The organism is Bradyrhizobium sp. MI1.4, from assembly GCF_055811315.1.
On the sequence record NZ_JBVVPP010000017.1, the window covers coordinates 60,547 to 85,868 of the forward strand.

General features: G+C 64.5%; 21 protein-coding genes and 2 pseudogenes. 16 read left to right on the forward strand and 7 right to left on the reverse strand.

Annotated features, from left to right (window positions below):
* The first annotated feature begins 55 nt into the window (after positions 1 to 55).
* Complete coding sequence (gene frc / locus AC0L23_RS20440; RefSeq protein WP_018458582.1) at positions 56 to 1,333, forward strand: formyl-CoA transferase; 1,278 nt, start codon at positions 56 to 58, stop codon at positions 1,331 to 1,333.
* Positions 1,334 to 1,706: 373 nt separating this feature from the next.
* Positions 1,707 to 1,889 carry a hypothetical protein gene (locus AC0L23_RS20445; protein ID WP_007608360.1) on the forward strand — a complete coding sequence of 61 codons (183 nt, stop codon included), beginning with the start codon at positions 1,707 to 1,709 and terminating at the stop codon, positions 1,887 to 1,889.
* A gap of 64 nt (positions 1,890 to 1,953) precedes the next feature.
* Here AC0L23_RS20445 and AC0L23_RS20450 read toward each other — a convergent pair whose 3' ends face one another.
* From AC0L23_RS20450 to AC0L23_RS20460, 3 genes are all read right to left on the reverse strand, one after another.
* The gene (locus AC0L23_RS20450; RefSeq protein WP_026233616.1) at positions 1,954 to 2,178 is read right to left on the reverse strand and encodes a hypothetical protein; all 225 of its coding nucleotides are present in this window, start codon (positions 2,176 to 2,178) and stop codon (positions 1,954 to 1,956) included.
* Between the two features lie 54 nt (positions 2,179 to 2,232).
* On the reverse strand, positions 2,233 to 2,475 hold the full coding sequence (locus AC0L23_RS20455) for a hypothetical protein (protein WP_026233615.1): 243 nt from the start codon (positions 2,473 to 2,475) through the stop codon (positions 2,233 to 2,235).
* Positions 2,476 to 2,572: 97 nt separating this feature from the next.
* Positions 2,573 to 2,782 carry a cold-shock protein gene (locus AC0L23_RS20460; RefSeq protein WP_007593324.1) on the reverse strand — a complete coding sequence of 70 codons (210 nt, stop codon included), beginning with the start codon at positions 2,780 to 2,782 and terminating at the stop codon, positions 2,573 to 2,575.
* Positions 2,783 to 3,180: 398 nt separating this feature from the next.
* On the opposite strand from AC0L23_RS20460, the pseudogene AC0L23_RS20465 reads away from it, so the two are divergent.
* A pseudogene (locus tag AC0L23_RS20465) lies at positions 3,181 to 3,625 on the forward strand (SRPBCC family protein).
* Between the two features lie 39 nt (positions 3,626 to 3,664).
* Here AC0L23_RS20465 and AC0L23_RS20470 read toward each other — a convergent pair.
* Positions 3,665 to 4,996 (reverse strand): Hsp70 family protein, encoded by a 1,332-nt coding sequence (locus tag AC0L23_RS20470; protein ID WP_018458577.1) that lies wholly within the window; start codon positions 4,994 to 4,996, stop codon positions 3,665 to 3,667.
* A gap of 278 nt (positions 4,997 to 5,274) precedes the next feature.
* Here AC0L23_RS20470 and AC0L23_RS20475 point away from each other — a divergent pair, with 278 nt between their 5' ends.
* The 13 genes from AC0L23_RS20475 (at position 5,275) to AC0L23_RS20535 (ending at position 20,982) form a co-directional block, all read left to right on the forward strand.
* Entirely contained in the window at positions 5,275 to 5,412 is a 138-nt protein-coding gene (locus tag AC0L23_RS20475) for a hypothetical protein (RefSeq protein ID WP_018458576.1), read from the forward strand.
* Positions 5,413 to 5,663: 251 nt separating this feature from the next.
* The gene (gene oxlT, locus AC0L23_RS20480) at positions 5,664 to 6,950 is read left to right on the forward strand and encodes an oxalate/formate MFS antiporter (protein WP_026233613.1); all 1,287 of its coding nucleotides are present in this window, start codon (positions 5,664 to 5,666) and stop codon (positions 6,948 to 6,950) included.
* Positions 6,951 to 7,205: 255 nt separating this feature from the next.
* Positions 7,206 to 8,528 carry an oxalate/formate MFS antiporter gene (gene oxlT / locus AC0L23_RS20485; RefSeq protein ID WP_018458574.1) on the forward strand — a complete coding sequence of 441 codons (1,323 nt, stop codon included), beginning with the start codon at positions 7,206 to 7,208 and terminating at the stop codon, positions 8,526 to 8,528.
* Positions 8,529 to 8,702: 174 nt separating this feature from the next.
* Entirely contained in the window at positions 8,703 to 9,128 is a 426-nt protein-coding gene (locus AC0L23_RS20490; protein WP_018458573.1) for a CBS domain-containing protein, read from the forward strand.
* 103 nt (positions 9,129 to 9,231) lie between these two features.
* On the forward strand, positions 9,232 to 10,251 hold the full coding sequence (locus AC0L23_RS20495) for a 2-dehydropantoate 2-reductase (RefSeq protein WP_085362402.1): 1,020 nt from the start codon (positions 9,232 to 9,234) through the stop codon (positions 10,249 to 10,251).
* The gene (locus AC0L23_RS20500; protein WP_018458571.1) at positions 10,251 to 11,036 is read left to right on the forward strand and encodes a fumarylacetoacetate hydrolase family protein; all 786 of its coding nucleotides are present in this window, start codon (positions 10,251 to 10,253) and stop codon (positions 11,034 to 11,036) included. Before AC0L23_RS20495 ends, AC0L23_RS20500 begins: the two co-directional genes overlap by 1 nt.
* A 274-nt stretch (positions 11,037 to 11,310) precedes the next feature.
* A complete protein-coding gene (locus AC0L23_RS20505; RefSeq protein WP_085385855.1) occupies positions 11,311 to 12,717 on the forward strand; it encodes a hypothetical protein in 1,407 nt (468 codons plus the stop codon).
* 183 nt (positions 12,718 to 12,900) lie between these two features.
* Positions 12,901 to 13,101, forward strand: coding sequence for a hypothetical protein (locus tag AC0L23_RS20510; RefSeq protein ID WP_007608336.1), 201 nt, complete (start codon positions 12,901 to 12,903; stop codon positions 13,099 to 13,101).
* Between the two features lie 70 nt (positions 13,102 to 13,171).
* A complete protein-coding gene (locus tag AC0L23_RS20515) occupies positions 13,172 to 13,819 on the forward strand; it encodes a hypothetical protein (protein WP_085362401.1) in 648 nt (215 codons plus the stop codon).
* A gap of 1,027 nt (positions 13,820 to 14,846) precedes the next feature.
* Positions 14,847 to 15,842, forward strand: coding sequence for an NAD(P)H-dependent flavin oxidoreductase (locus AC0L23_RS20520; protein ID WP_018458568.1), 996 nt, complete (start codon positions 14,847 to 14,849; stop codon positions 15,840 to 15,842).
* A gap of 25 nt (positions 15,843 to 15,867) precedes the next feature.
* Complete coding sequence (locus AC0L23_RS20525) at positions 15,868 to 16,836, forward strand: quinone oxidoreductase family protein (protein WP_085385857.1); 969 nt, start codon at positions 15,868 to 15,870, stop codon at positions 16,834 to 16,836.
* A gap of 214 nt (positions 16,837 to 17,050) precedes the next feature.
* The gene (locus AC0L23_RS20530) at positions 17,051 to 18,424 is read left to right on the forward strand and encodes a cation-efflux pump (RefSeq protein ID WP_085362399.1); all 1,374 of its coding nucleotides are present in this window, start codon (positions 17,051 to 17,053) and stop codon (positions 18,422 to 18,424) included.
* A gap of 227 nt (positions 18,425 to 18,651) precedes the next feature.
* The gene (locus AC0L23_RS20535) at positions 18,652 to 20,982 is read left to right on the forward strand and encodes a PAS domain-containing sensor histidine kinase (protein WP_018458565.1); all 2,331 of its coding nucleotides are present in this window, start codon (positions 18,652 to 18,654) and stop codon (positions 20,980 to 20,982) included.
* A gap of 3 nt (positions 20,983 to 20,985) precedes the next feature.
* Here the strand turns inward: AC0L23_RS20535 and AC0L23_RS20540 are convergent, their stop codons facing one another.
* The 3 genes and pseudogenes from AC0L23_RS20540 to AC0L23_RS20550 form a co-directional block, all read right to left on the reverse strand.
* Positions 20,986 to 21,879, reverse strand: coding sequence for a LysR family transcriptional regulator (locus AC0L23_RS20540; RefSeq protein ID WP_018458564.1), 894 nt, complete (start codon positions 21,877 to 21,879; stop codon positions 20,986 to 20,988).
* 152 nt (positions 21,880 to 22,031) lie between these two features.
* Entirely contained in the window at positions 22,032 to 25,022 is a 2,991-nt protein-coding gene (locus tag AC0L23_RS20545) for a bifunctional [glutamine synthetase] adenylyltransferase/[glutamine synthetase]-adenylyl-L-tyrosine phosphorylase (protein ID WP_085362398.1), read from the reverse strand.
* Positions 25,019 to 25,207, reverse strand: a pseudogene (locus tag AC0L23_RS20550) (two-component sensor histidine kinase); the annotation flags it as partial. The pseudogene AC0L23_RS20550 and the gene AC0L23_RS20545, both read right to left, overlap by 4 nt.
* Between the last annotated feature and the right edge of the window lie 115 nt (positions 25,208 to 25,322).

Sequence of the window (25,322 nt, forward strand, 5' to 3'; positions counted from 1 at the left end):
TCAACCCACAAGGTCCCTGCGGGTGCAGGGGTAGATCAGAGTACGGAGCAACACGATGACAAAAGCGCTCGAGGGCGTTCGCATTCTCGACTTCACCCACGTCCAGTCCGGGCCGACCTGCACGCAGTTGCTCGCATGGTTCGGCGCCGACGTGATCAAGGTGGAGCGCCCGGGCGTGGGTGACATCACCCGCGGCCAGCTGCAGGACATCCCGAATGTGGACAGCCTGTATTTCACCATGCTCAACCACAACAAGCGCTCGATCACGCTCGACACCAAGAACCCCAAGGGCAAGGAAGTCCTCACCGAGCTCATCAAGAAGTGCGACGTGTTGGTCGAGAATTTCGGCCCCGGCGTGCTCGACCGCATGGGCTTCCCCTGGGAGAAGATCCAGGCGATCAACCCGAAGATGATCGTCGCCTCTATTAAGGGCTTTGGTCCCGGACCATACGAGGACTGCAAGGTTTATGAGAACGTCGCCCAGTGCACCGGCGGCGCCGCCTCCACCACCGGCTTCCGCGACGGCTTGCCCCTCGTGACCGGCGCGCAGATCGGCGACAGCGGCACCGGTCTGCATCTGGCGCTCGGCATCGTCACCGCACTCTATCAGCGCACCCATTCCGGCAAGGGCCAGCGCGTCACCGCCGCGATGCAGGACGGCGTGCTCAATCTCGCGCGCGTCAAGCTGCGCGACCAGCAGCGCCTCGCCCATGGTCCGCTCAAGGAATACAGCCAGTTCGGCGAAGGCATTCCGTTCGGCGATGCCGTGCCGCGTGCCGGCAACGATTCCGGCGGCGGCCAGCCCGGCCGCATCCTGAAGTGCAAGGGCTGGGAGACCGATCCCAACGCCTATATCTACTTCATCACCCAGGCCCCGGTCTGGGAGAAGATCTGCGACGTGATCGGTGAGCCCTCCTGGAAGACCGATCCGAACTACGCCAAGCCGGCCGTCCGCCTGCCGCGCCTGAATGAGATCTTCGGCCGCATCGAACAATGGACGATGACGAAGACGAAGTTCGAGGCGATGGAAATCCTCAACAAGGACGACATTCCCTGCGGCCCGATCCTGTCGATGAAGGAGATCGCCGAGGACCAGTCGCTGCGCGCGACCGGCACCGTGGTCGAGGTCGACCACCCCACCCGCGGCAAGTACATCTCCGTCGGCAACCCGATCAAGCTGTCGGACTCCCCGAGCGAGGTGGAGCGATCCCCGCTGCTCGGCGAGCACACCGACGAGATCCTGCGCACCGTGCTGGGCTTCTCGGACCATCAGGTCGCCGATATCCACAAGTCCGGCGCGCTCGATCCGCCGCAGAAGCAGGCCGCCGAATAAGCGGGCTTATCTCACGACGCGAAAGGCCGCCGGCTTCGGCGGCCTTTTTGTTGGCGCGCAAAGGCTGCATCGCACGATCGGCGCGCTTGCCGCGCCGCCAAGGCTGGATTAAAGATTGGTTCGCGAGGAACAGATGCGGTGGCCGGCCGTTGCTCCCTCGACCGGTGTGCTCCCGGAAATGCGAGCATGCCGGAAATGCCAGCATGCCATCTCCACGGCGAGTGCAGCACGCCTCGCAAAGACCCTGCCCCACGCTGAAGAACTGGTCGCCTTCGCTTCCGAGGATGGCAAGTCGGCCTTTCAGTTCGGGCACGGGTGGCGTCGCGTCCGGCACTCGCCAGGACCACGCTCGTTGATCAAATTGAGGGCTTAAATGTCGAAAGATCAATCCTCTGATCGCGCCAAGCGTGAAGCCAACAAGGCGTTCAAGCCTGCGACAACGCAGAAGCCGATCAATGACTATGCGAAGGACCAGAACTCCTTCAACGAGAATCGCGAACGGCTGAAAGCGGAGCGATTGGCCCGGGAGGCGAAGCCGGGAAGCGGCTCCGAATAGGCACGACGATCCCAGACTCCGACCGCGAATTCCGCTAAAGGCGGGGCGCCGAAATCCGCCTGGTCTACAGCATCGAGAGCACGACGATTCCGTCTTCGACTGCACCAGAAGCGAGCTGCGCCCGCGCCATGCGCTCGAACTCGGTCCGGTTCTTGCGAAGATAACTGAAAGCCTGCTTCTGCGTCAGGAACGTCGTCGCAAGACGGCACATCTGTCGTCCCGCGCCAAGCGCGAGAAAGAAGGTGATGGTGCCACCGCCATCCGACTTTATTCTAGGCACGACCCGCACTCTTTGGCATGTGATCGGCCCTCTCCAAATTGTCCTCGGCGCAATGGAAGCCAGTTATGGCGTCACCTTCTTCTTGCGCTTCGTCGGGACGGGCGGCGGCAGCGACGCCTGAAGGGCGGCGTCTGCCGCTTCCTTGGCCTGGCGCAGCTCTCGAAGCCGCGCCATGTTCTTGCGAACATCGACGGCTTGCTTTCCAACGTCCACCATCGCCCGCGCGCCTTCCTCAGCGGCCAAACGCTGACGGTTAGAACGCGCGATGCTTTCGGGTGACGGTTCGGCCGGTCTCTTGGCGCTCATTATTCACCCTGCTCTGCAACGGACAAAAACCCGCTCAATCCTGGGATCGAGCGGGTGGCATGGCCGTTTCAGTACATCCGTGAAACGGCACCAAGGCTTAGGCCAGCGAGAGATTCTCAGCGCTGACCTTGCCCCGCATCTTGTCGGTCTTGAGTTCGAAGTTGACCTTTTGGCCTTCAGCGAGACCTGCAAGACCAGCCCGCTCGACCGCGCTGATGTGAACGAACACATCGTTGCCGCCGTCGTTCGGCTGAATGAATCCAAAGCCCTTCTGGCCGTTAAACCACTTTACAGTACCTGTCGTCATTTTCTTCTCCAAAGCGCATACGCGCAGGTTCCGCGTGATCGTCACGCAGAACAAATTCTATTCGTCGATGTCTATGGAAAAGGAGCCCGCGGGCGCATTCAACAAGGCACAGCGGCTGAACGAACAGCCTCAACGTATACCTCATCCTCGCCATTTGCAAGGCTTGACGGAATTTAACGGCTCGGGAGCCCGGCGGTAGGTGCAGGACGCGCGCTATTCAGCGCTCATCTTTCGCCCCCCGGCGAGCTGCTCTCGAAGGCTGCCGAGCGCCCCATGCGTGGATCCATCAAAAAAAATCGAGACGCCGCGTCGGATCGGCAGCATCTCCTTCGTCATCTGGACATGAACGGGCAGTAGACGCCCACGTCGAGCCCGGCGATTCATGAGGAAGAATGATCATGCCCAGCACTGTCCGCCTGCACCGCGTTCTCACGACCAGCGCGGAGAAAGTCTATCGCGCCTTCCTGGAGGCGGATGCGTTGGCAAAATGGCTTCCGCCGAATGGCTTCACCTGCAGCCGTCCATCATTTCGAGCCGAAGGTCAGGGGCACGTTCAAGATGTCGTTCCGTAACTTCACGACGGGCAACAGCCACGCCTTCGGCGGCGAATATCTCGAGCTCGTCCCCGGCGAACGTCTCCGTTACACCGACAGGTTCGACGACCCCAATCTGCCGGGAGAGATCCAGGTCACCGTGATCCTGAAGAAAGTATCCGTAGGCACCGAGCTGGATATCACGCAGGCCGGCATCCCCGACGTCATCCCGCCGGAGGCTTGTTATCTCGGCTGGCAGGAATCGCTGCGCAATCTGGCGAAGCTCGTCGAGCCTGAGATCAAGCAATAGCGATCGGACGCGACTTAGGGGCGGCCGCGTGACCGTAGGCTACGCGCCCGCCCTCGACTGGAGCCCGCCGCTTGCGGTCCAGCGGTCCGGGTCCGGGCTGTGTCCGATCAAAGCAAGGCCGTACGCAATCGACTCGAACTGATCGCCCGACATCAGCCGTTCGTTGCCGAACCGCTCGGCGAACAGTTTTCGAACGGCCGGCACGAAAGACGTGCCGCCGGTCAAAAACACCTTCTCGACCTCGCGCGCGGTGATGCCGGCTTCGCCCAGCACCTTGTCGACGGTGGCCCCGAGCCTCGCGATGTCGTCGGCAATCCAGGCTTCGAAATTCTTCCGCGTGATAGTCGAGCCGATATCGACCCCGCCTCCTTTGAAGCGGAACTCCACCTGATCCTGGGCCGACAGCGCGACCTTGGCGTCGGACACCGCGCGGTACAGCGCAAAGCCGAGGTCGAGATCGACGATGGTGATGAAATCCTCGAGCAGAGCCGGCTTCACCGCGGTGCGCGCAAGCTCCCGGAGTTCGCGCAGGTCGCCGTTGCTCTTCATCATCGCGAGCTGATGCCAGCGCGCGAGATTAGTGTAGTGGCCGGTGGGGATCGGCAGCACCTTGTCGAACGAGCGGAAGCTCGAGCCCTTGCCCAGCCGCGGCGAGACGACGTGATCGACGATACGGTAGTCGAAGGTGTCGCCCGCAATCCCGATGCCGGCATGGCCGAGCGGCTCGGCGCGCAAGGCGCCGCCGGCACGCGAGAACCGCATCACCGAGAAATCGCTGGTGCCGCCACCGAAATCCGCGACCAGCACGGTCGCATCGCGCTCCAGCCGGCGGGCGAAGGAGAACGCCGCGCCCACGGGTTCGTAGACATAGCGGGCGTGGCCGGCGCCGAGGCGCTCGAACGCGGCCCGGTAGCGCTGCATCGCCAGCGCTTCGTCGGGATTGCCCCCGGCGAAGCGGACGGGGCGACCGACTGTAATGGTGGACGTCTCGAAGCCGAATTTATCGCCGCCATGCCGCGCCAGCGTCCGCAGGAACGCCGCCAAAATATCCTCGAACTTGTAGCGCTGCCGGAACACCTGGGTGGTGTTGAAGCTGGAGCTTGCGGCAAAGGTCTTGAACGACTGGAGGAAGCGGTAGACATGGCGTCCTTCCAGGAACTGCTCGATCGCCCACGGGCCGCCTTCAGCCTGGGCGCCGGCTCCCGGCCGGTCCTCCCAGAAGCACAGCGCTGACACGAAGACGCTGTGGCGCTGCTCACCATGGTCGAAGCGGATGGCCTCGACCCGGCGATCGTCCGCCGCAAGGGCCACGACCGTGTTGCTGGTCCCAAAATCGATGCCGATCGAGACGGCGGGCGAGGCGCTCGACATGAACCACTCTGACAGATGATTGGAGGGGGCAGACCACTAACGGCTTCATGTGCCGCTGCCAAGGCTCCGTTTTTGGATATCGACGGTCAAATGGTTCAGTTTCGGCCGGCTTTGGGCATATCCCGCTCAAATCGGCCCATTTAACTGATTATTATGCTGCAATGCGAAGAGCTAAATGCTGCTATGCAATGGCATGCATAGACATTGGCATCTGGTATACATAAATTCCCTTTCGAAATGAGACAGCACTACTGACCGTCTCGAGAAAGGGATTTCCGATGTCCAAGACCGCTTCCGTCGCTCTCGCGCCCTCCTCCACGCTGTTCGCCCGCCTGATGGCAACGATCGACCGCCTCCTGATGGCGAGCGCCGAGATCTCGAATCACAACGGCGACCTGCCGCGCTTTGGCCTGTAGGCCGGACAGCCGCCCGCGCTTGCGCGCGCAGCGGGAGACGGTTTTAGATCAGTCCGCATACTACTTTTGATGAATGGCCCCGGATCACGGGGCCATTTCTACTTGTGCTGTCCTGAGTCACAGCCGCAACCGGGCAAGGTCCTGCGGCATTTGCGCACGGTGACCGGACCAGCGCTTGAAGCTTGGCATAATGCATACAAGAATGCCGTTCCAGCGCTCGCAGAAAAATGAGAGGCGCCACGGGAGGCTTTATGACGGACATGGTGCAAGCAACCGCCCCGACAGCCGCGCGCGTTAGCGACACGTATCGCTGGACGCAATTGGCAGTTGGCGTCGCGGCGATGGTAATGATCGCCAATTATCAATACGGCTGGACGTTCTTCGTCCCCGACATCCAGAAGAAGTTCGGCTGGGATCGTGCGTCGATCCAATGGGCCTTTACGCTGTTCGTGCTGTTCGAGACCTGGCTCGTGCCGATCGAAGGATGGTTCGTCGACAAATACGGTCCGCGCATCGTGGTGCTGGTCGGCGGCGTGCTCTGTGCCGCCGGCTGGGCGATCAACGCGGAGGCGACCACGCTCAACGGCTACTATCTCGGCATGATCATCGCAGGCATCGGCGCCGGCGGCGTCTACGGCACCTGCGTCGGTAACGCGCTGAAGTGGTTTCCGGACAAGCGCGGTCTTGCCGCGGGCATCACGGCCGCTGGTTTCGGTGCGGGCTCCGCGCTGACCGTCGCGCCGATCCAGGCCATGATCAAGGACAGCGGTTTCCAGACCACCTTCCTTTATTTCGGCCTCGGACAAGGCATTATCATCTGCATCCTCGCCTTCTTCCTGCTCGCGCCGAAAGCAGGTCAGGTGCCGAACGCGGTCGTGAACGCCAATCTGCAGCAGACCCGGCGCAACTACCAGCCGACCGAGGTGCTGCGTCAGCCGATCTTCTGGCTGATGTACTTCATGTTCGTGATTGTCGGCGCTGGCGGCCTGATGGTGACGGCGAACCTGAAGCCGATCGCGGCGGACTGGAAGATCGACAACGTGCCGGTCACGCTGATGGCGGTGACGATGACCGCGGTGACCTTCGCGGCCACGATCGACCGCGTGCTCAACGGCCTGACGCGTCCGTTCTTCGGCTGGATCTCCGACATGATCGGCCGCGAGAACACGATGTTCATCGCCTTCGGCATGGAAGGTATCGGCATCTGGATGCTCTACCTCTGGGGCCACGATCCGCTCTGGTTCGTGCTGCTCTCGGGCTTCGTGTTCTTCGCTTGGGGTGAGATCTACTCGCTGTTCCCCTCGACCTGCACCGACACGTTCGGCGCCAAGTTCGCGACCACCAATGCCGGCCTGCTCTACACCGCGAAGGGTACGGCCGCGCTGCTGGTCCCGATCGGCAACTACATGCAGCAGTCGTCGGGCAGTTGGGACAACGTGTTTATCATCGCAGCCGGCGCCAACATCCTGGCCTCGGCGCTGGCGATCGCGGTGCTCAAGCCCTGGCGCAAGGTCGTGGTCGCGCAATCGACCGTCTGACGCGCTCCAAAAGCGCTTCTCGCGCAAAACGCCCGGCCTCGCGGCCGGGCGTTTTCGTTGTGCGCGACGTTTTCGTGAACCCGCCGTCCCTAAAGGAATTCCGCAAATTTTCAGGCGCGCGCCAAGATAGGGCTTGCAATCTGGAATATGGTATACCAAGGTCGCCACCGCGCTTGCGACGATAAGCCACAATATTGCGACATCAGGTCATCTTGCGACCGGTGTCGAACCAGACAGGCGCTTGGGAGGTTCTTGATGATTTCCAGCACCGATGGCGCTGTCACGGCCGCGCCTCTCCGCACAGGTTTCCGCTGGCTCCAGCTGGTCATGGGCATCGTCTGCATGGCGATGATCGCCAACCTGCAATATGGCTGGACCCTGTTCGTCGATCCGATCGATCACGCGCACCATTGGGGACGCGCCGCGATCCAGCTCGCCTTCACCATCTTCGTCGTCACCGAAACCTGGCTGGTGCCGATCGAGGCCTGGTTCGTCGACAAATACGGCCCGCGCATCGTCATCATGTTCGGCGGCGTCATGATCGCGCTGTCGTGGATTCTCAACTCCTATGCCGATAGCCTCACCTTGCTCTACGCGGCCGCGATCATCGGCGGCATGGGCGCGGGCGCCGTGTACGGCACCTGCGTCGGCAACGCGCTGAAATGGTTTCCCGATCGCCGGGGCCTTGCCGCCGGTGCGACTGCCGCCGGCTTCGGCGCAGGCGCTGCACTCACCGTCGTGCCGATCGCAGCCATGATCGCAACGAGCGGCTATCAGCACGCGTTCCTCACCTTCGGCATCGGCCAGGGCGTGATCGTCTTCGTGCTCGCCTTCTTCATTCAGCCGCCGCGGATCTCGATCCCGCCGAAGAAGAAGCAGCTCAATCTGCCGCAGACCAAGATCGACTTCACCCCGCCCCAGGTGCTGCGCACCCCTATTTTCTGGGTCATGTATCTCGTGTTCGTCATGGTCGCCTCCGGCGGCCTGATGACCGCGGCGCAGATCGCCCCGATCGCACACGACTTCAAGATCGCCGACACGCCGGTCACGCTCGCCGGATTCCAGATGGCGGCATTGACGTTCGCGATCTCGCTCGACCGCATCTTCGACGGTTTCGGACGGCCGTTCTTCGGCTTCGTCTCCGACACGATCGGCCGCGAGCACACCATGTTCATCGCCTTCGGCACCGCCGCGCTGATGCTGCTGACGCTGTCGGCCTATGGCCACGTCCCTGTCGTCTTCGTGCTCGCCACCGCGGTCTATTTCGGCGTGTTCGGCGAGATCTACTCGCTGTTCCCAGCGACCTGCGGCGACACCTTCGGCTCGAAGTTCGCAACCACCAACAACGGCATGCTCTACACGGCGAAGGGGACCGCGTCCCTGCTCGTTCCGCTCGCCAGCGTGATCTCGGCCACGTATGGCTGGAAGGCCGTGTTCGTGGTCGCAGTCGCGCTGAACGCGACGGCGGCCCTGACGGCGCTGTTCGTGATCAAGCCGATGCGCCGCTCCTTCATCCTCGGCAAGGAAGCCGAGAGCGCCAACGCCGCGACGGGGAACGCCAAGACCGAGACGGCATAACGAACACTCCTTGCACGGTGAGACAGGGGGCGCAGCGATGCGCCTCTTTCTTTTTGGCTCACGGCAAACGTCAGCATTGTTGCCTCAAGATTTTTCGGAACAGCCAAATCGAGTGCTTGACGATTGGCATTATGTATACCACACTTGCCGCATCATTCACCCAGAGAGGTTGCAATGCTGGTCGGAGACATTCTGCGCAAGAAGACACCGCGCGTTGTCACGGTGCGAATGAACGAAACGGTGGGTATCGCCGCCAAGCTGATGCGCGCCAACAATATCAGCGCACTTGTGGTGAAGGACGTGGTCCGCTCCGAGGGTAACACCGCGGTCGGCATGTTCACCGAGCGCGACGTCGTGCGCGCCGTCGCCGAGCACGGCGCCAATGCCGTCAACGTCAAGGTTTCGCAGCTCGTCTCGGTGCAGCAGCTCGTATCCTGCACCTCAAACGACACGATCGAGCACGTCCGCCATCTGATGAACCGGAATCACATCCGGCACCTGCCTGTCATCGACGATTACAGCCTCGTCTCGGTCATCAGCATGCGTGACATCGCCTCCTTCGTGGACGAAGCGATCAACGGCACGCCGCAAGCAGCTTAAAGCGTCTCACTTCCCCTGCGACTACCGTCCCCGGCTCGGACCTTCCGAGCCGGACCGGATCTTTCGTCCCGAAATCCGGCTTCCGCTGCTTCGCGAGGATTCCATGAAGATCTGCATCTACGGCGCCGGCGCAATCGGCGGATATCTCGGGGTTCAGCTCGCGCGCGCGGGCGCCGACGTCAGCCTGGTCGCACGCGGCGCGCACCTTGCCGCGATGCGCGAGCGCGGCCTGACGCTGCTCGCGGGCGAGGAGAAGCACACCGTGCATCCGCGCTGCACCGACGATCCCGCCGAGCTCGGTGTGCAGGACTACATCATCATCACGCTGAAGGCGCACTCGATCACCGGCGTGATCGGGACAATGCAGCCGCTGCTCGGACCCCACACCCGCATCGTCACCGCCGTCAACGGCATCCCCTATTGGTACTTCTACAAGCACGGCGGCCAATACGAGAATTCGACGCTGGAGAGCATCGACCCCGGCGGACGGCAGTGGCGCGAAATCGGCCCCGAGCGCGCCATCGGCTGCATCGTCTATCCCGCCACCGAGATCGAGGCGCCCGGCGTGATCCGTCACGTCTACGGCAACAACTTTCCGCTCGGCGAGCCCTCCGGCGAGATCACCCCGGACGTGCAACGCCTCGCCGATCTCTTCGTCGCAGCCGGGCTGAAGGCGCCGGTGCTCGACCGCATCCGCGACGAGATCTGGCTCAAGCTTTGGGGCAATGTCTGCTTCAACCCGATCAGCGCACTCACCCATGCAACGCTCGACGTGATCTGCACCGATCCGGCCACCCGCGCGCTGTCGCGCGCGATCATGATGGAGACGCAAGGGATCGCCGAAACGTTCGGCGTCAAATTCCGCGTCGACGTCGAGCGCCGCATCGAAGGTGCGCGCAAGGTCGGCGCGCACAAGACCTCGATGCTCCAGGATCTCGAGCGCGGCCGCCCGATGGAGATCGACCCGCTCGTCACCGTCGTGCAGGAGATGGGTCGCCTCACCGGCGTCGCCACCCCCGCGCTCGATTCAGTGCTGGCGATGGTGACCCAGCGCGCCCGCATTGCCGGTCTCTACGACGGCATCTCGACCCCATCAGATCCGCGCGCACTGGCGGTGGCGTGATGGCTGGCGAGATCAAACAATGGCTCCGCTTCCGGAATAGCGGTGCGACCGGCTTCGGCACGCTAACGTCGTCGGGTATCAGCGTCCATGAGGGCGAGATGTTTGGCCGCCATGCAGCCACCGGCAAGACGCTGGCGCTGTCGGAGGTCGAACTGCTCGCGCCCTGCGTGCCCAGCAAGATCGTCGCGCTCTGGAACAATTTTCATGCACTCGCGGCCAAGCTCAACCAGCCCGAGCCACCGGAGCCGCTCTACCTCCTGAAGGCCACCACCAGCATTACGACGCCAGGCGCGGTGATCCGCCGTCCCTCTTATTACGACGGCAAGACCACGTATGAAGGCGAGCTCGGCATCGTCATCGGCAAGACCTGTGCCCGGGTGTCACCGGCGGAAGCGGACAGCTTCATCTTCGGCTACACCTGCGTCAACGACATCACCGCCAACGACATCCTGACCAGCGACCCGACCTTCCCGCAATGGGCACGGGCCAAAGGCATCGACGATTACGGCCCGTTCGGCCCCGTCATCGCGACCGGTCTCGATCCGGTCAGGCTGGTGGTCCGCACCATCCTCAACGGTGCGGAGCGACAGAACTATCCGATATCGGACATGATCTTCACCGCGCAGGAGCTGGTCAGCAGGATCTCCCACGACATGACCCTGCTCCCCGGCGACCTCATTGCCGTCGGCACCTCGGTCGGCGTCGGCGTGATGAAAGAGCCGGTGAACATTGTGACCGTCGCGATCGACGGCATCGGCGAGCTGACCAACGAGTTTCGTCTGTAGCTTCTCTCTCCGTCATGGCCGGGCTTGTCCCGGCCATCCACGTTCTGTTGGCGCGGAGGCGCGTGGATGCCTGGGACAAGCCCGGGCATGACCAGCGCGCTGAACGTCTGCCCCCAACACGGGAAACGCGCCTCTCCCCCTCCACCGATCGGCTGACGCATTCAGCCGTGGATCGTGAGGCCGGACCTATCCAGCAAGCTCCCGCCGCCCTTGATCTCGGTTCCGCTCTCCAATAGCAATTATGGCGATAATGTGCCGGCGTGAGGAAGTCACGATGTGGCTGTTTTTCCTGGTTGCCTGGTTTGTTCTGCTCACTGCCATCGCGATCTTCGCCCAGCAGGCGCTCGGTTACGATGTCGGCCACCTGCCTGCCTGGTTCGGAGGCCTGCCCGTCCCGCAGCGTGTTGCGACCGGCGCGATCCTGGCCTTGGCGTTGGCACTGATCGGCGCCTCCGCCTGGCGGCTCTCGCGCCAGGACCGGCGCCTCGACACATTGCGCGACCGCCTCAAGAAGACCCGCGAGGACGTGGTCGTCGCCCACGCCCTGCAGAACCACCTCGACGCCACCGTCCAGCACCTGATCGAGAGCGATCCCCGGGAGGCCGTTTCCGCCCTGCACGACAAGCTGGGCGAGACCGAGCAGCGCGCCCTGCTGCAGCGGGGCCGCAACGAATCCACCGACATGCACGACCAGCTCGCCGAAATCCGCCGCCGCCAGCAGGAATTGCGCGATATGGTCGGCAAGATCGCCGAGCAGCGCCGCGCGGTCGAGCCGGTTTTCACTGAGATCCGCGACCGCCAGAACCAGCTCGAACGCTCGCTGCACGACCTCGAGACCGACGACCGCAAGAACAACCTCGCCGACCGGCTCAAGGACATCGCGGGCGACGTATCGACGCTGCTGTCCCGGGTCGGCGCGGTCCAGGACACCTTTGCGACCCTGAACCAGTACAAGGACGATCTAGCGAAGTCCCACGCTGAGCTGGTGCCGCTGCGCGCGTCGGACGCTGGCCTCAATGCGTTGATCGGCGAGCTGAGCCTCAGCCATGAGCGCCTCGCCAAGAGCGTCGACGAGCTCGAAACCGGCGGCGAAGCACCGCTCGGCGCCCGCGTCGAGACGCTGTCGAAGAACAAGATCGAGATCGAGCAGCGCCTGGCCCGCATCGACGACAGCTTCCACATCCTGAAAGGCATCGGGCTCGACTTCGAAGAGCTCGGCGAGCGCCGGGCCCAGCTCGAACGCTCGCTCGCCCGTGTCGAGATCGACGCCGAGGGCAAGACGCTTGCCGACCGCCAGAATGCGTTGAACGATTTTGTTCTCCAGTCGCGCCAGCGCCTCGGTGCGTTACAGGAAACGCTGGCGACGCTGAACGCCTTCAAGACAGAGCTGTCGAAGTCGCAGGCTGACCTCGTCCCGCTGAAGGCGCCCGTGTTCGGAATCGAGGCCATGATCGCGGACGTCGGCACGACGCACGACCTCCTCGCCAAAACCGTCGGCGAGATCGAGGCAAACGGCGACGTCACCCTCGCCTCGCGCGTCGACGCGCTGACCAAGAGCAAACGCGAGGTCGAAGACCGCCTCGCCCGCATCTTCGACAGTTTCAACGCGCTCGACGGTTTGCGAAAAGACATCGGCGGCATCTTCTCGACGATCAGGAACAGCCTGAACCGGATCGGGTGAGGCCGAGTCGCGTAGGCTGGGCAGAGCGCGCCGAAACATTCAGACACATCACATCTCCGCGCGGCCGGCAGATGCCGCCAACATGTCGCGCCGATGCCGCACTGTGGACGCATTCGGCCGCCCTTCTGTGAGGCGTGTCTGGGGGCACGGCGGTGCCGTGTTTGGACCAAACCTTCTAGGGGTATGACTGTGAAGAAGATTGTATTTGTCGTGGGTGCTACGCTTGCTCTGGTAACGGTCGCGAATGCCGCGGATCTGCCGCGCCGGCAGCCCGTTCCCGTCTATTCGGAGCAGGCGCCGATCGGCAAGATGCCGATTGGCAAGAGCCCGGTTGGAAAGGCCCCGATCGGCAAGGCGCCCGGCCCCGTCGCAGCGCGCTACTGACGCGTTAGCGAAATACCCGCAGAAGCAAGCGTAGACTCTGCGTGAGTGGCCGACAGTCGAGGGGCACAGCGTGACGAACAAACCTGATCGATCGGGACCCTGCATCCTTGCGGGATTCGCGCTCGCGGCCATGCTCGCGTGTACGACACCTTCGGCCTCGGCCCACGAAGCGAACAAGCGCGTTGCTGACGCAAACGCGCTTGCCACGACCGACACCGTATCACGGCCGGCGCCATCGACCCGGCGCCCGGTCGCGCGCGCGGAACAAGGTCCGTACTACGTCGATTTCCGCGCCCGCACGGCGGCGAGCTGGGGCCACGCCTTCGTCTGGTACGGCAAGACCAGCGAGCGCGCCGTCGAAGTGGCAGGGCTCACGCCCGCCGGCGACACCTGGGCCTATGTGCTTGGTCACCTCACCTGGGTGCCGGCGGAGACCGGCGCGAGCTACGGCGATCTCGACCCGGAGTATCTGACCGCGAACTACCGCGTATATCTGAACGAAGCCGACGCCAAGCGCGTGTTTGCCTATATCAAGAAATTGCAGGCGAGCTCGCCGGTCTGGAACGCCGAGACCACCAATTGCACCGGCTTCATCGGCGACATCGCCGAGTACATGGGATTGAAGGTCCCCTACCGCTGGCAGCGCCCCGAAAACTTCGTCAACAGCCTCAAGGAAATGAACGGCGGCCGCCAGATGGTGCGGCTGTCGACGGAATAGCCCGGCAGGGTTCGCCCGTCGGGCAAAACAGCCGCACAAATTTCGCGCGCCGCCTGTCAATCCCCGTCTGCCAAAATATTCCACTTTGCCGAAATTCGGATTTGGCGCACCTACGACACACCCTGACCCGGGACAAGGGGCGGATCGCGATCGTCACGGACCGCGGGTGGGGCAGCGATGGACGCGACGGCGTCGGGCGCGGCGAGCCTTGCAGGGCGGGAAACCGTGAGCACAGGCTTTCGCGCCTACGACACGGCGCCGACAGCGTCTTCGCATGGCTTCGGGTGCGAGCACACGCCAGCTCCCGAAGACCCAGCGAGGACGTGCGCGGACGGCGAAGTCGTGTGGTCCTGACGCCCGGGGTCTGTGCGTCAAGTCCTGTGGTGATGCGTGCTGCCCGACCGGGCGCTTGCATCAGCCATCTGCGGGGCGACGGGGGCAATAGTGCATCGCTCCCCGGGGAGAGCACGAAGTAAGCCGTAAACCACCGCGCAGGGAAGGCCGGGCGATTGGCTGACCTGTGGTCCACCCCGTGTGCATTCTTCTGGCGCACGGACTTGCGGGTGCCAGCCGGCGCCCGGCCTTCCCTGCGCCCTTGTCACGACGAGGGCGATGCGATCAGGCAAAGCTCGGGCGAAATGCGCCGCGAGGATGCGAAGATGCGTCTGCTGTTTGCAAGTCGGATCGAGATTGATCGGAAGATTGTGCGTCCGTGCCCCGGACGCAGCGCAGCATCCCCCGGCAGAGCGAAGCATCGTCCGGTTCGACGGTGCGCTGCAGAGCCGGCGCCCATCTTTCAGAGCGCTCGCTGGGCATGGGTCGCGGCTCTGCGCGGCAACGCGAAGAGGCGTTGCAGCGCGTCCGGGACACGAGCCCGCGTCAATTATCCGCCTCACGGAATCCCCCCACTCCCCGCATGATCGCCCCGCCTCCACCGCACGCCCTCGCAATAGACTTTTCCCGACCCGGGCGGCATCCTGCCGGCATCGACCGATAAAAGAGCGCCACGCAAGCGGGGAAACAGATCATGCTGCAGACACGGTTCACCAAGCTCGTCGGAGTCGAGCACCCGATCGTCCAGGGCGGCATGCAGTGGGTCGGGCGCGCCGAGCTGGTCGCCGCCGTCGCCAATGCCGGCGCGCTCGGCTTCATCACGGCGCTGACCCAGCCGACACCGGAGGACCTCAGGAAGGAGATCGCCCGCTGCCGCGATCTCACCGACAAGCCGTTTGGCGTCAACCTCACCATCCTGCCCGCAATCAAGCCGCCGCCTTATGCCGAATATCGCGCCGCCATCATCGAGAGCGGCATCAAGGTGGTCGAAACCGCCGGCAACAAGCCGCAGGAGCATGTCGACGAGTTCAAGAAGCACGGCGTCAAGGTCGTGCACAAATGCACTAGCGTCCGTCACGGGCTCTCGGCCGAGCGCATGGGCGTCGACGCCATCTCGATCGACGGGTTCGAATGCGCCGGCCATCCCGGCGAGGACGACACCCCCGGCCTGATCCTAATCCCGGCCGCCGCCAACAAGATCAAGATCCCGATGATCGCCTCCGGCGGCTTTGCCGACGCCCGCGGCCTCGTCGCCGCACTGGCGCTCGGCGCCGAAGGCATCAACATGGGCACCCGCTTCATGGCGACCAAAGAGAGCCCCATTCATCAGCTCATCAAGGAGAAGATCGTGGCCAATGACGAGCGCGAAACCGAGCTGATCTTCCGCACCATGCGCAACACCTCCCGCGTCGCCAGGAACGAGATCTCGACCAAGGTCGTAGCGATGGAGAAGGAAGGCGCCAAGTTCGAGGACATCCGCGAACTCGTCGCGGGCGCCCGCGGCAAGATGGTCTACGCGACCGGCAACTCGGACGAAGGCATCTGGTCGGCGGGCCAGGTCCAGGGCCTGATCCAGGACATCCCGACCTGCGCGGAACTGATCTCCCGCATCGTGCGCGAAGCGGAGGCCATCATCCGCAGCCGGCTCGAAGGCATGATCGTTCATCCGACAGCGCAGGCTGCTGAATAATCACTGCAAGAAGCGAGAGCAATTCATGAAGGCTTATGTCTACGGCCCTGGTGGCGCTACGATTTCCGACGTCGCTCAACCAAAGCCTGAAGGCACGCAGGTGCTGGTCCGGGTCCGCGCCTGTGGCCTCAATCGCGCCGACACCGGCATGCGCAAGGGCCACGCCCATGGCGCGGCCGGCGGCGCCGGCACCGTGCTCGGCATGGAATGGGCCGGCGAGGTCGCCGCGCTCGGACCGGATGCCAAGGGCCTCAAGGTCGGCGACCGCATCATGGGCTCGGGCGGCGCGGCGTTTGCCGAATACACGCTGGCCGATCACGGCCGGCTTTTCCACGCGCCCTCGAACATGAACTTCGAGGAAGCCGCCACCCTGCCCGTCGCACTCGCGACCATGCACAACGCCGTCGTCACCATCGGCGGCGTGCAGCCCGGGCAAGCCGTGCTGATCCAGGGCGCAAGCTCCGGCGTCGGCCTGATGGCGATGCAGATTGCGAAGCTCAAGGGCGCCAGGCTCGTGATCGGCTCCTCGACCGATGCTTATCGCCGCAGCCGGCTGAAGGAGTATGGCGCCGATCTTGCGGTCGACTCCTCTGACCCCTCATGGGTCGACGAGGTGCTGAAGGCGACGAACGGCGAAGGTGTCGACCTCATCGTCGACCAGGTCTCGGGCAAGGTCGCGAACCAGAACCTCGCGGCGACCAAGGTCAAGGGTTGCATCGTCAATGTCGGCCGGCTCGGCGGCACCCATGGCGATTTCAACTTCGACCTGCACGCGGCCCGCCGCATCGATTATGTCGGCGTCACCTTCCGCACCCGCACCGTCGCGGAGGTCCGTGAGATTTTTGAGGAGGTCCGCAAGGACATCTGGGGCGCCGTCGAGTCGCGAAAGCTGCAGCTGCCGATCGACAAGGTGTTTGCCTTCGACGACATCGACAAGGCCTTCGAGCACATGGAGGCCAACAAGCACCTGGGGAAGATCGTCGTGACGGTGTAGTGGCCGCGACGACCAGAGAGAGCGGCAGCGCACCAGTCTCTCCACTCGTCATGGCCGGGCTTGTCCCGGCCGTCCACGTCTTTGTCGCTCCGAAGAACGTGGATGCCCGGGACAAGTCCGGGCACGACGGAGTTCACCCGCTCCTGCAACTCACTAGCGTCTACGCCTGTGGATCGTCGCTTGATGTTCACCCGCGGCCTGCTAAATCCCCGCCATGAGCTCCCAACACAACAAGACCTCAGTCGCAGCGATCTCGATATTCGCCAGCGGCGGCATGGCGGCGGCCAAGTTCGCGGTCGGGATCGCGATCGGCTCGCTGGCGCTAATCTCCGAGGCGCTGCATTCGTCGATCGACCTGGTCGCCACCATCATCACCTGGGCGGTGGTGCGGGTGTCCGACAAGCCGGCGGACGAAGAGCATCATTACGGCCACGGCAAGCTCGAAAGTGTCTCGGCACTGGGCGTCACCGCCCTGCTCTACGTGCTCGCCGGTGGAATCCTGGTCCAGTCCTACAGCCATCTCCGAGAGGGAGTTGCGCCGCCGACGATCTCCGCCGTCCCTTTCGTCGTGCTGGTGATCGACATCGCCGTCAATTTCTGGCGCGCCCGTGCCCTGCACCGTGCCGCACGGGAGACCAGGAGCCAGGCGCTCGCCGCCGATGCGCTGCATTTCGCCTCCGACGTGATGGGCTCGTTCGCCGTGATCGTGGGCCTGATCCTCGCCGGCCTCGGCTTCTGGTGGGGCGACGCGGCTGCCGCCGCCGCAGTGGCCGTGATGATCGCCCTGCTCGGCCTGCGCATGGCCGGCTCGACCGTGCAGACGCTGGTGGACCGCGCTCCGGAAGGCGCCCATGAGACGGCCACGGCCGCGATCCGCAGCGTGCCGGGCGTGATCGACATCGAGCGGCTCCGCGTGCGCATGGTCGGTGCCACCACGTTTATCGACACGATCGCAAAGGTGCCGCGGACCTACCCCATCGACCGGGTCGAGGACATCAAGCGCAACGCGCAAGCAGCCGTCGAGACGGCCTTCGGCGATACCGACCTCACCTTCACCGCAGTCCCCGTGGCGCGCGACAACGAGACCGTGCGCGACCGCATCATGGTCATCGCCCACAATTCGGGCCTCGCCATCCACCACGTCACCGTGCACGATCTCGGCGCCAAGCTGATCGTCAGCATCGACCTCGAGGTCGACGGGGGGATGCAGCTCTACGCCGCCCATGACGTCGCCAACACGCTGGAACGCAACATCCAGGAAGAGTTCGGCGCAGATGTCGAGGTCGACGTCCACATCGAGCCGCTGGAACCGGAACTGCCGTTCGGGGTCGATGCCGAACCGGAACGGGTGCGGGCCATCGCCGCAGCCTTGACGGAATATGCCGCCAGCGGCGAGATCCACGACATCCATAATGTTCGCGTCCGCAACACCGACGCCGGCGAGATCGTGAATTTCCACTGCCGCGCCGAGCCGTCGATGAGCGTGATCAAGGTGCACGAGCATGTCGATGCGATCGAGCGCGCGTTGCGGCGCGCGTTCCCGAGCGTGAAGCGCGTCATCAGTCACGCCGAACCGCCGCGCGCGTGACAGAGAATGTGCGAGGAGTCACACGTTCTCGTTTCGGACTCGCCGCGCACGTAAGTTTGCGGACGCACGACGCACAAACTGCGCGTTGGATAAGAATAAATTCGCGTTAACGATTCGTTGACTCTCGACAGCCCGCGAAATCTGGATTCAAATCGACCATGATTCGGAAGCGATGTGGGGCTGCTTCCGAAGTCCAGTTGCAAGCAGGTTTCCAGGGGGCTTTAGGCATGTCGCGTGCAGACGCCGCGAACGCGTGCGTCCAATCCGATTCGATCAAAGGATTGGCGCAATCGATCGCGAAACCTGCCTATCATCGGCTCCTGATAGCGGAGCCTGCGCTGCGCCGCGCCGTGCCGACGCTCATCATCGCATTCCTGATCACGATCTGCCTCGGCGCGTTCGTGCAGGTCGTCGACCAGACGCGCCAGAAGCGGCTGGTGATCCGCCACGACATCTCGGCGCTCGCCGACCTGCTCGCCGAGCGTATCGACCGCCTCACCTCCGGGCGACAGGAGCGGCTGAAGAACATCGAGAGCCTCCCGGCGTTGCTGCCCGACCTCATTCCAACCTGGGGCACCGCCTCGGGCCGCCACGTCATCGTCACCTCGGCTGGAATCGACCGCCGCATCCTCGCTCGCATCCCGATCGACAGCGATCCCTCGGGCAACGACCGCCTGCTCGACGCAATCACGACGGCGCAACTGCTGGCGGCACCGCCGCGCGACGACAACATCTCCGACATGACGCTGCCGAACGGCAACGCCGCAATGGCGACCGCGCGGCAGATCAAATCGTTGCCCGGCTTCGTGACCGTGATCCAGGAGCGCAACGAGCCGATCTGGGGCTCGGACGCCGCGCTATCGGTGACGCTGTCGGCCACCACCGGCTTCGTGGTCCTGATCCTCGGCTTCGCCTTCCACTGGCAGTCCACCCGTGCCCGCGAGGGCGACCTGATCAACGACGCCGTGCGCGGCCGGATCGACACCGCGCTCAACCGCGGCCGCTGCGGGCTGTGGGACTGGGACCTGTCGCGCGGCCGCATCTTCTGGTCGCAGTCAATGTTTTCAATGCTCGGCCTCGACGGCCGCAACGAGCTCCTCACCTTCGGCGAGGTCAACGCGCTGGTGAAGTCCGACGACATCGACCTGTTCGAGATCGCCGACCAGCTCATCTCCGAGAAGATCGACCACATCGACCAGACCTTCCGCATGCAGCATGTCGACGGCCACTGGATCTGGCTCCGCGTCCGCTGCGAGAAGACCAGCGGCGCGACCGATTCCAGCGTTCACCTGATCGGGATCGCGGTCGACATCACCGAGCAGAAGAGCCTCGCCGAGCGGACCGTGGAAGCCGATTTGCGCCTGCGCGACGCGATCGAGACCATTCCCGAAGCCTTCGTCCTGTGGGACGCCAGCGACCGCTTGGTGCTCTGCAATTCGCACTTCCAGCGCCTGCACAAGCTGCCCGACAGCGCCGTCATCCCCGGCACCTCCTACGAGACCGTGCTGGAGGTCGGCCGCATGCCGGAGGTTCGCACCCGGCACAACGAGACTGCGAGCCAGGGCCCCGGTGCGCGGACCTTCGAGGCGCAGCTCGACGACGGCAGCTGGCTGCACATCAGCGAGCGCCGCACCAAGGACGGCGGCTACGTCTCGGTCGGCACCGACATCACCCGCATCAAGGAGCACGAGCAGAAGCTGGTCGACAACGATCTACGCCTGCGCGCCACCGTCATCGACCTTAAGCGCTCGCAGGCAGCCCTGGAGCGCCAGGCGGGCGAACTCGCCGATCTCGCCGAGAAATACCAGCGCGAGAAGACCCGCGCCGAGGAAGCCAACCAGACCAAGTCGAAATTCCTCGCCAATATGAGCCACGAGCTGCGCACGCCGCTGAACGCGATCATCGGCTTTTCCGAAATCATGGGCTCGGGCATGTTCGGCGAGCTCGGCTCGGAGAAGTACCAGGAATACTGCCACGACATCCTGACCAGCGGGCATTACCTGCTCGAAGTCATCAACGACATCCTCGACATGTCCAAGATCGAGGCCGGCCGCATGAAGCTCGACATGGAAGAGCTCGACCTGGCGCAGACGCTGGCGGAATCCCTGCGGGTCGTCACCGGCCGCGCGCAGGACAAGCACCTGACGCTCGACGCCGACATCGCAAAGTCCATCTCCGTCGTCGCCGACCGTCGCGCCACCAAGCAGATCATCGTCAATTTGCTCTCCAACGCCGTGAAGTTCACGCCCGACGGCGGACGCATCGTGGTGCGCAGCCGGCAGCTCGACGACAGGATCGTGCTGATGATCGCCGACACCGGCATCGGCATCGCGCCGCATTCGCTGGCGCGGCTCGGCCGCCCCTTCGAGCAAGTCGAGAGCCAGCTCACCAAGACCTATCACGGCTCGGGACTGGGGTTGGCGATCGCCCGCTCGCTGGCGCAGCTTCATGGCGGCTCGATGCGGCTGCGCTCCAAACTCGAGGTCGGCACCGTCGTGCGCGTCACCCTGCCCCGCAACGCGATCAAGTCGGCGTCCGGAATATCGGCCGCGGCCTGAATTCTACGATTGCAGCGACGGCGCGACTTCTCGCGCGACATTGACCAGCGCCGCGATCAGCGGCGTCATCGGATCACGCTGCGGGATCACCATGCCGATGCTGTAATTGACATCGGGATCGATGATCGGGATCGAGCGCACCGTATCGGACAGGCCGAGCGTCTCGGCGAGCTTGGCCGGCATCACGCTGGCCCAGCGCCCCGTCTTCACATGCGTGAACAGCACCAGCAGCGAATTCGAGGTCAAGGTCGGCGTCGCCTCGGCGCCGACCGAACGTAACGCGCGGTCGATGATGCGGCGGTTCTGCATGTCGGGCGTCAGCAGGCACAGCGGCACCTGTCCGACCTCCCGCCACGTCACCGTCTCGCGATCACCGAACATTCCATCCGGCGCGGTGAGCAGACGATAGCTCTCGCTGTAGAGCGGAATGGTGCGCACCTTGCCGATCGGCTCGTTCTCGATATAGGTCAGGCCTGCATCCACCTCGAGATTCTCGAGCAACCCCAGCACCTCGGATGAGGTGGTGGACTGGATGCGGAAACGCACCTCGGGATGCCTGGCGCGGAACGGCGTCGTCAGCGCAGCGACCATACCGAGCACGGTCGGGATTGCCGCAATTCGGATCTCGCCGGAGAGCTGATGCTTCAGCCCGTTGATCTCGTCACGCATCGCGCGGGCATCGCCCACGATCCGCCGCGCCCAATCCAGCGCCCGCTCGCCTTCCGGCGTAAAACCCTGGAAGCGGGAGCCGCGCTGGACCAACATCACGCCGAGGATCTCCTCGAGCTGCTTCAGCCCGGTCGACATCGTCGGTTGCGTCACGCCGCACATTTCGGCGGCCCGGCCGAAATGCCGTTCCTTCGCCAGCGCCAGCAATAGTTCAAGCTTGTCGAGCAACCGTTCGTTCCCTCGGATCGTATGGTGGCATGCAAGCTAGCATGCCCTACCCCTTGCGACACGCAAAAACCGCCACGAATGCCTAGCGCTGCATCCAGCGCGTCGCCGCGACGCCCGCGGCGCGGGCTTGGAGCCGAACGTGCGGGAGGCGCTCACCTCGCTGAAGCCGACGACGACGTCCCTTCCAGCAGCGCCCTGAAGACACGGCGCACCTCGCTCTGCGTCTCCTTCACGCGCGCCTCCAGCGAGGAGAAATGCGGCGCATCGCCGGCGCGTGCCATCACGCGCAGGAGGTCGGTGCCGGCGGTCTCCGGCTTGAACCGGTCGTTGACGCAGAGCCGCAGGATCTGCGTCAGATCGTGATACAGCCGCGTCGCGGCCCGCAATATCTCGGTCTCCGATTGCGCGAGCACGCCGAGCCTGCATGCATTGTCCAGCACCTGCATGCTGGCGACGTCGAGAATCTCCGGCGTCTCGTGCGCATGCACAAGCTGGAGATATTGCGCGATGAAATCGATGTCGACCACGCCGCCGGCGGCATATTTGAGATCCCAGCAATCGGCCTCGCCCTTCTCCTGGGCGATCGCACGCCGCATGTCGGCGACGTCGTTGGCGGTGATTGCGGGATCGCGGCGACGGGTCAGGACATCGCGGATGACGCGCTCGATCCGCTCCCGGAATTCGGGCGAAGCGGACACGACCCGCGCGCGGGTCAGCGCCATGTGCTCCCAGGTCCAGGCCTCGTTGGCCTGGTAGTCCGCGAACGAGACGAGGCTCGAGGCGACAGGGCCGGCGCGCCCCGAGGGGCGCAGCCGCATGTCGATCTCGTAAAGCACCCCGTAATTGGTGCGCGTCGTGAACGCGCTGATCAGGCGCTGGGTGAAGCGGGCGAAGTAATGTGCACCTTGCAGTGACTTCGCACCGTCGGAGTCCGGATTGTCGCTGTCGAAATCGTAAAGCAGGATCAGGTCGAGATCGGACGACGCGGTCATCTCGCGACTGCCGAGCCGGCCCATTGCGATGATTGCGCTCTCCTGCCCCTTGATCCGGCCATGCTGGGCGGCGAAGCGGTCGGCGACGAGACCATGCACGGTATGGACGATGCCCTCGGCGACGTCGGCAAAGGCCGTGCTCGCCTGCTGCGCCGAGACCGTGCCGGAGAGAATGCGCGTGCCGATCAGGAACAGGCTCTCCTGCCCGAAAAGACGCAGGCGGTCGAGGAACTCTTCGTAAGAGCCGGCATCCTGCACGGTGGTCGCAAGCCGCCCCGACAATTCCTGCCTGTCGGGCATGGCGCCGAAGAAGCGCGGATCGATCAGGCCGTCCATGAGCTGCGGCTGCCGCGCCAGCATCTCGCCGAGCCGGGGCGCCGCGCCCAGCACCAGAGCCACGAGCGCGACGAGATCGCGGTTCTGGCCGAGCAGCGTGATCAGCCGGCCGCCGCGCTGAAGCGCCCCAAGGAAATGGTCGAACGCCACGACGGCCCGATCCGGCTCCTCGGCATGAGCGAGACCGTCGATCAGGGCCGGCACGAATTCGACGAAAGCGTTTCGCGTCGCCTCGATGCGGAAGACGCGGTACTCGCCGGTGATCCAGTCACGCACGGTCTGCGCGACGGCGGCAGGCTTCTTGAAGCCGAGCGTGGCCAGATACTGAAGCAGCCGCGGATCGTCGGGACCTGCACCGTAGTCGAGCGCCGGCAGCTTGGCCGTGCCGGTCGGATCGTCGCCCTCGAACAGTTTTTCGTAGTGGCCCTGGACGATCTCGAGCTGGCGCAAGAGGTCGCGGGCAAAGGCCTCGCGATCCGGATAGCCGAAGAACCAGGCGAAACGCTCGACCGCCTCCTTGTCCTCGGGCAGCGTGTGGGTCTGCTCGTCGGCAATCATCTGGAGGCGATGCTCGACCCGGCGCAGGAATTGGTACGCCGTGGTCAGCTCGTCACGCGCCGCAATCGTGATCCAATTGCTGGAAGCAAGCACGCCGAGTGCGGCGAGCGTCGGCCGCACGCGCAGTTCAGGATGTCGTCCCCCGGCGATCAATTGCTGGGTCTGGGCGAAGAACTCGATCTCGCGGATTCCGCCGCGCCCGACCTTCACGTTATGGCCTTCGACCGCGACCTCGCTCTGGCCGCGATAGGTCTGCATCTGCCGCTTCATGTCGTGAACGTCGGCAAGCGCGGCAAAGTCGAGATGCTTGCGCCAGACGAAGGGCGCGATCTCCGCGAGCAGCGCCTCGCCTGCCCTGGGATCGCCGGCGCAGGCGCGCGCCTTGATCATCGCGGCGCGCTCCCAGGTACGCCCTTCCCGCTCGTAATAGTTCAGCGCGGCGTCGCGCGAAATCGCCACCTGCGTCGAGGATGGATCGGGACGCAGGCGCAGATCGACGCGGAAGACGTAACCGTCATAGGTGCGCTGCTGGAGAATGCGTGCCATCCCCTGCGTCACCCTCACGAAGAAGGGCTGGGGTTCGATATCCGCGGCCAGCGTCGTATTGTCGGGATCGAAGAACACGATGAGATCGATGTCGCTGGAATAGTTCAGCTCGCCTGCGCCCATCTTGCCCATCGCAAGCACGATCAGCCCGCAGCCCTCCTCCGGCGCCTCGGGATTGGGCGGCGAGAGCTTGCCGCGTGCGGCTTCCTGCCGCAGCAGGTATTGAAGCGCCGCCCGCACCGAGGCCACCGCAACATCGGTGAGCGCTGCGGTCACCCGCATCACCGGCCAGACCCCGCCGATGTCGCACAGTGCGATCAGGAGCGCGGCCTCCGCCTTCATGCGGCGAAGCAGCCGCATCACCTCGGCTTCGTCGGATGCCGCGAGCACGGCGCCGTTCGCGTCCACGACCAGCGTGGCGAGATGCGCATCCGGATCGCATTCCAGCAGCCGGATCAGGCGCTGCGGATCAGCGCGCAGCAGCTCAAACAGATAAGGCGAGAATTCCGCGATGCCGGCCAGGACGTCGCGCGCGAAGCGGTGAGCCAGCAGCGCTTCAAGACGGGCGGATTGCGCGGGCTCGAGTTCGGCCAGCCAGCTTTCAAAACGTCCTTGGTCGGTGACGGAAGCGGCAATATGGGGAGCCTCCGCGAAGCGTGCGGCCAGGCTCTCACCATGCTTGTCCGCGTTTCCCGGCGCGGAATGGTTCATGCCACCTTCTGTGGCACATCCTGCATTGGCGGAGCAACCCTGTCGCCGGCCCCCGCGCGCGCCGGCAGCACAAGCGTGGCGACGAGACCGGGCTGGGCGTCACCCAACCTCAACTCACCGCCATGCAATGTCGCGACCGCGGAGGCGAGACTGAGGCCGAGGCCGGATCCAGGCAGCGTGGGGGGGGGGTGCAGCCCCCCCGAAAGGTTCACCCACAAGATTGGGGGGGGGGGGGGGGTGACCGGGCCCCGCGGGGGGGGCGGGGGCGCACACAGTTAGGCCCGCCGGCGCCGCTAGGGG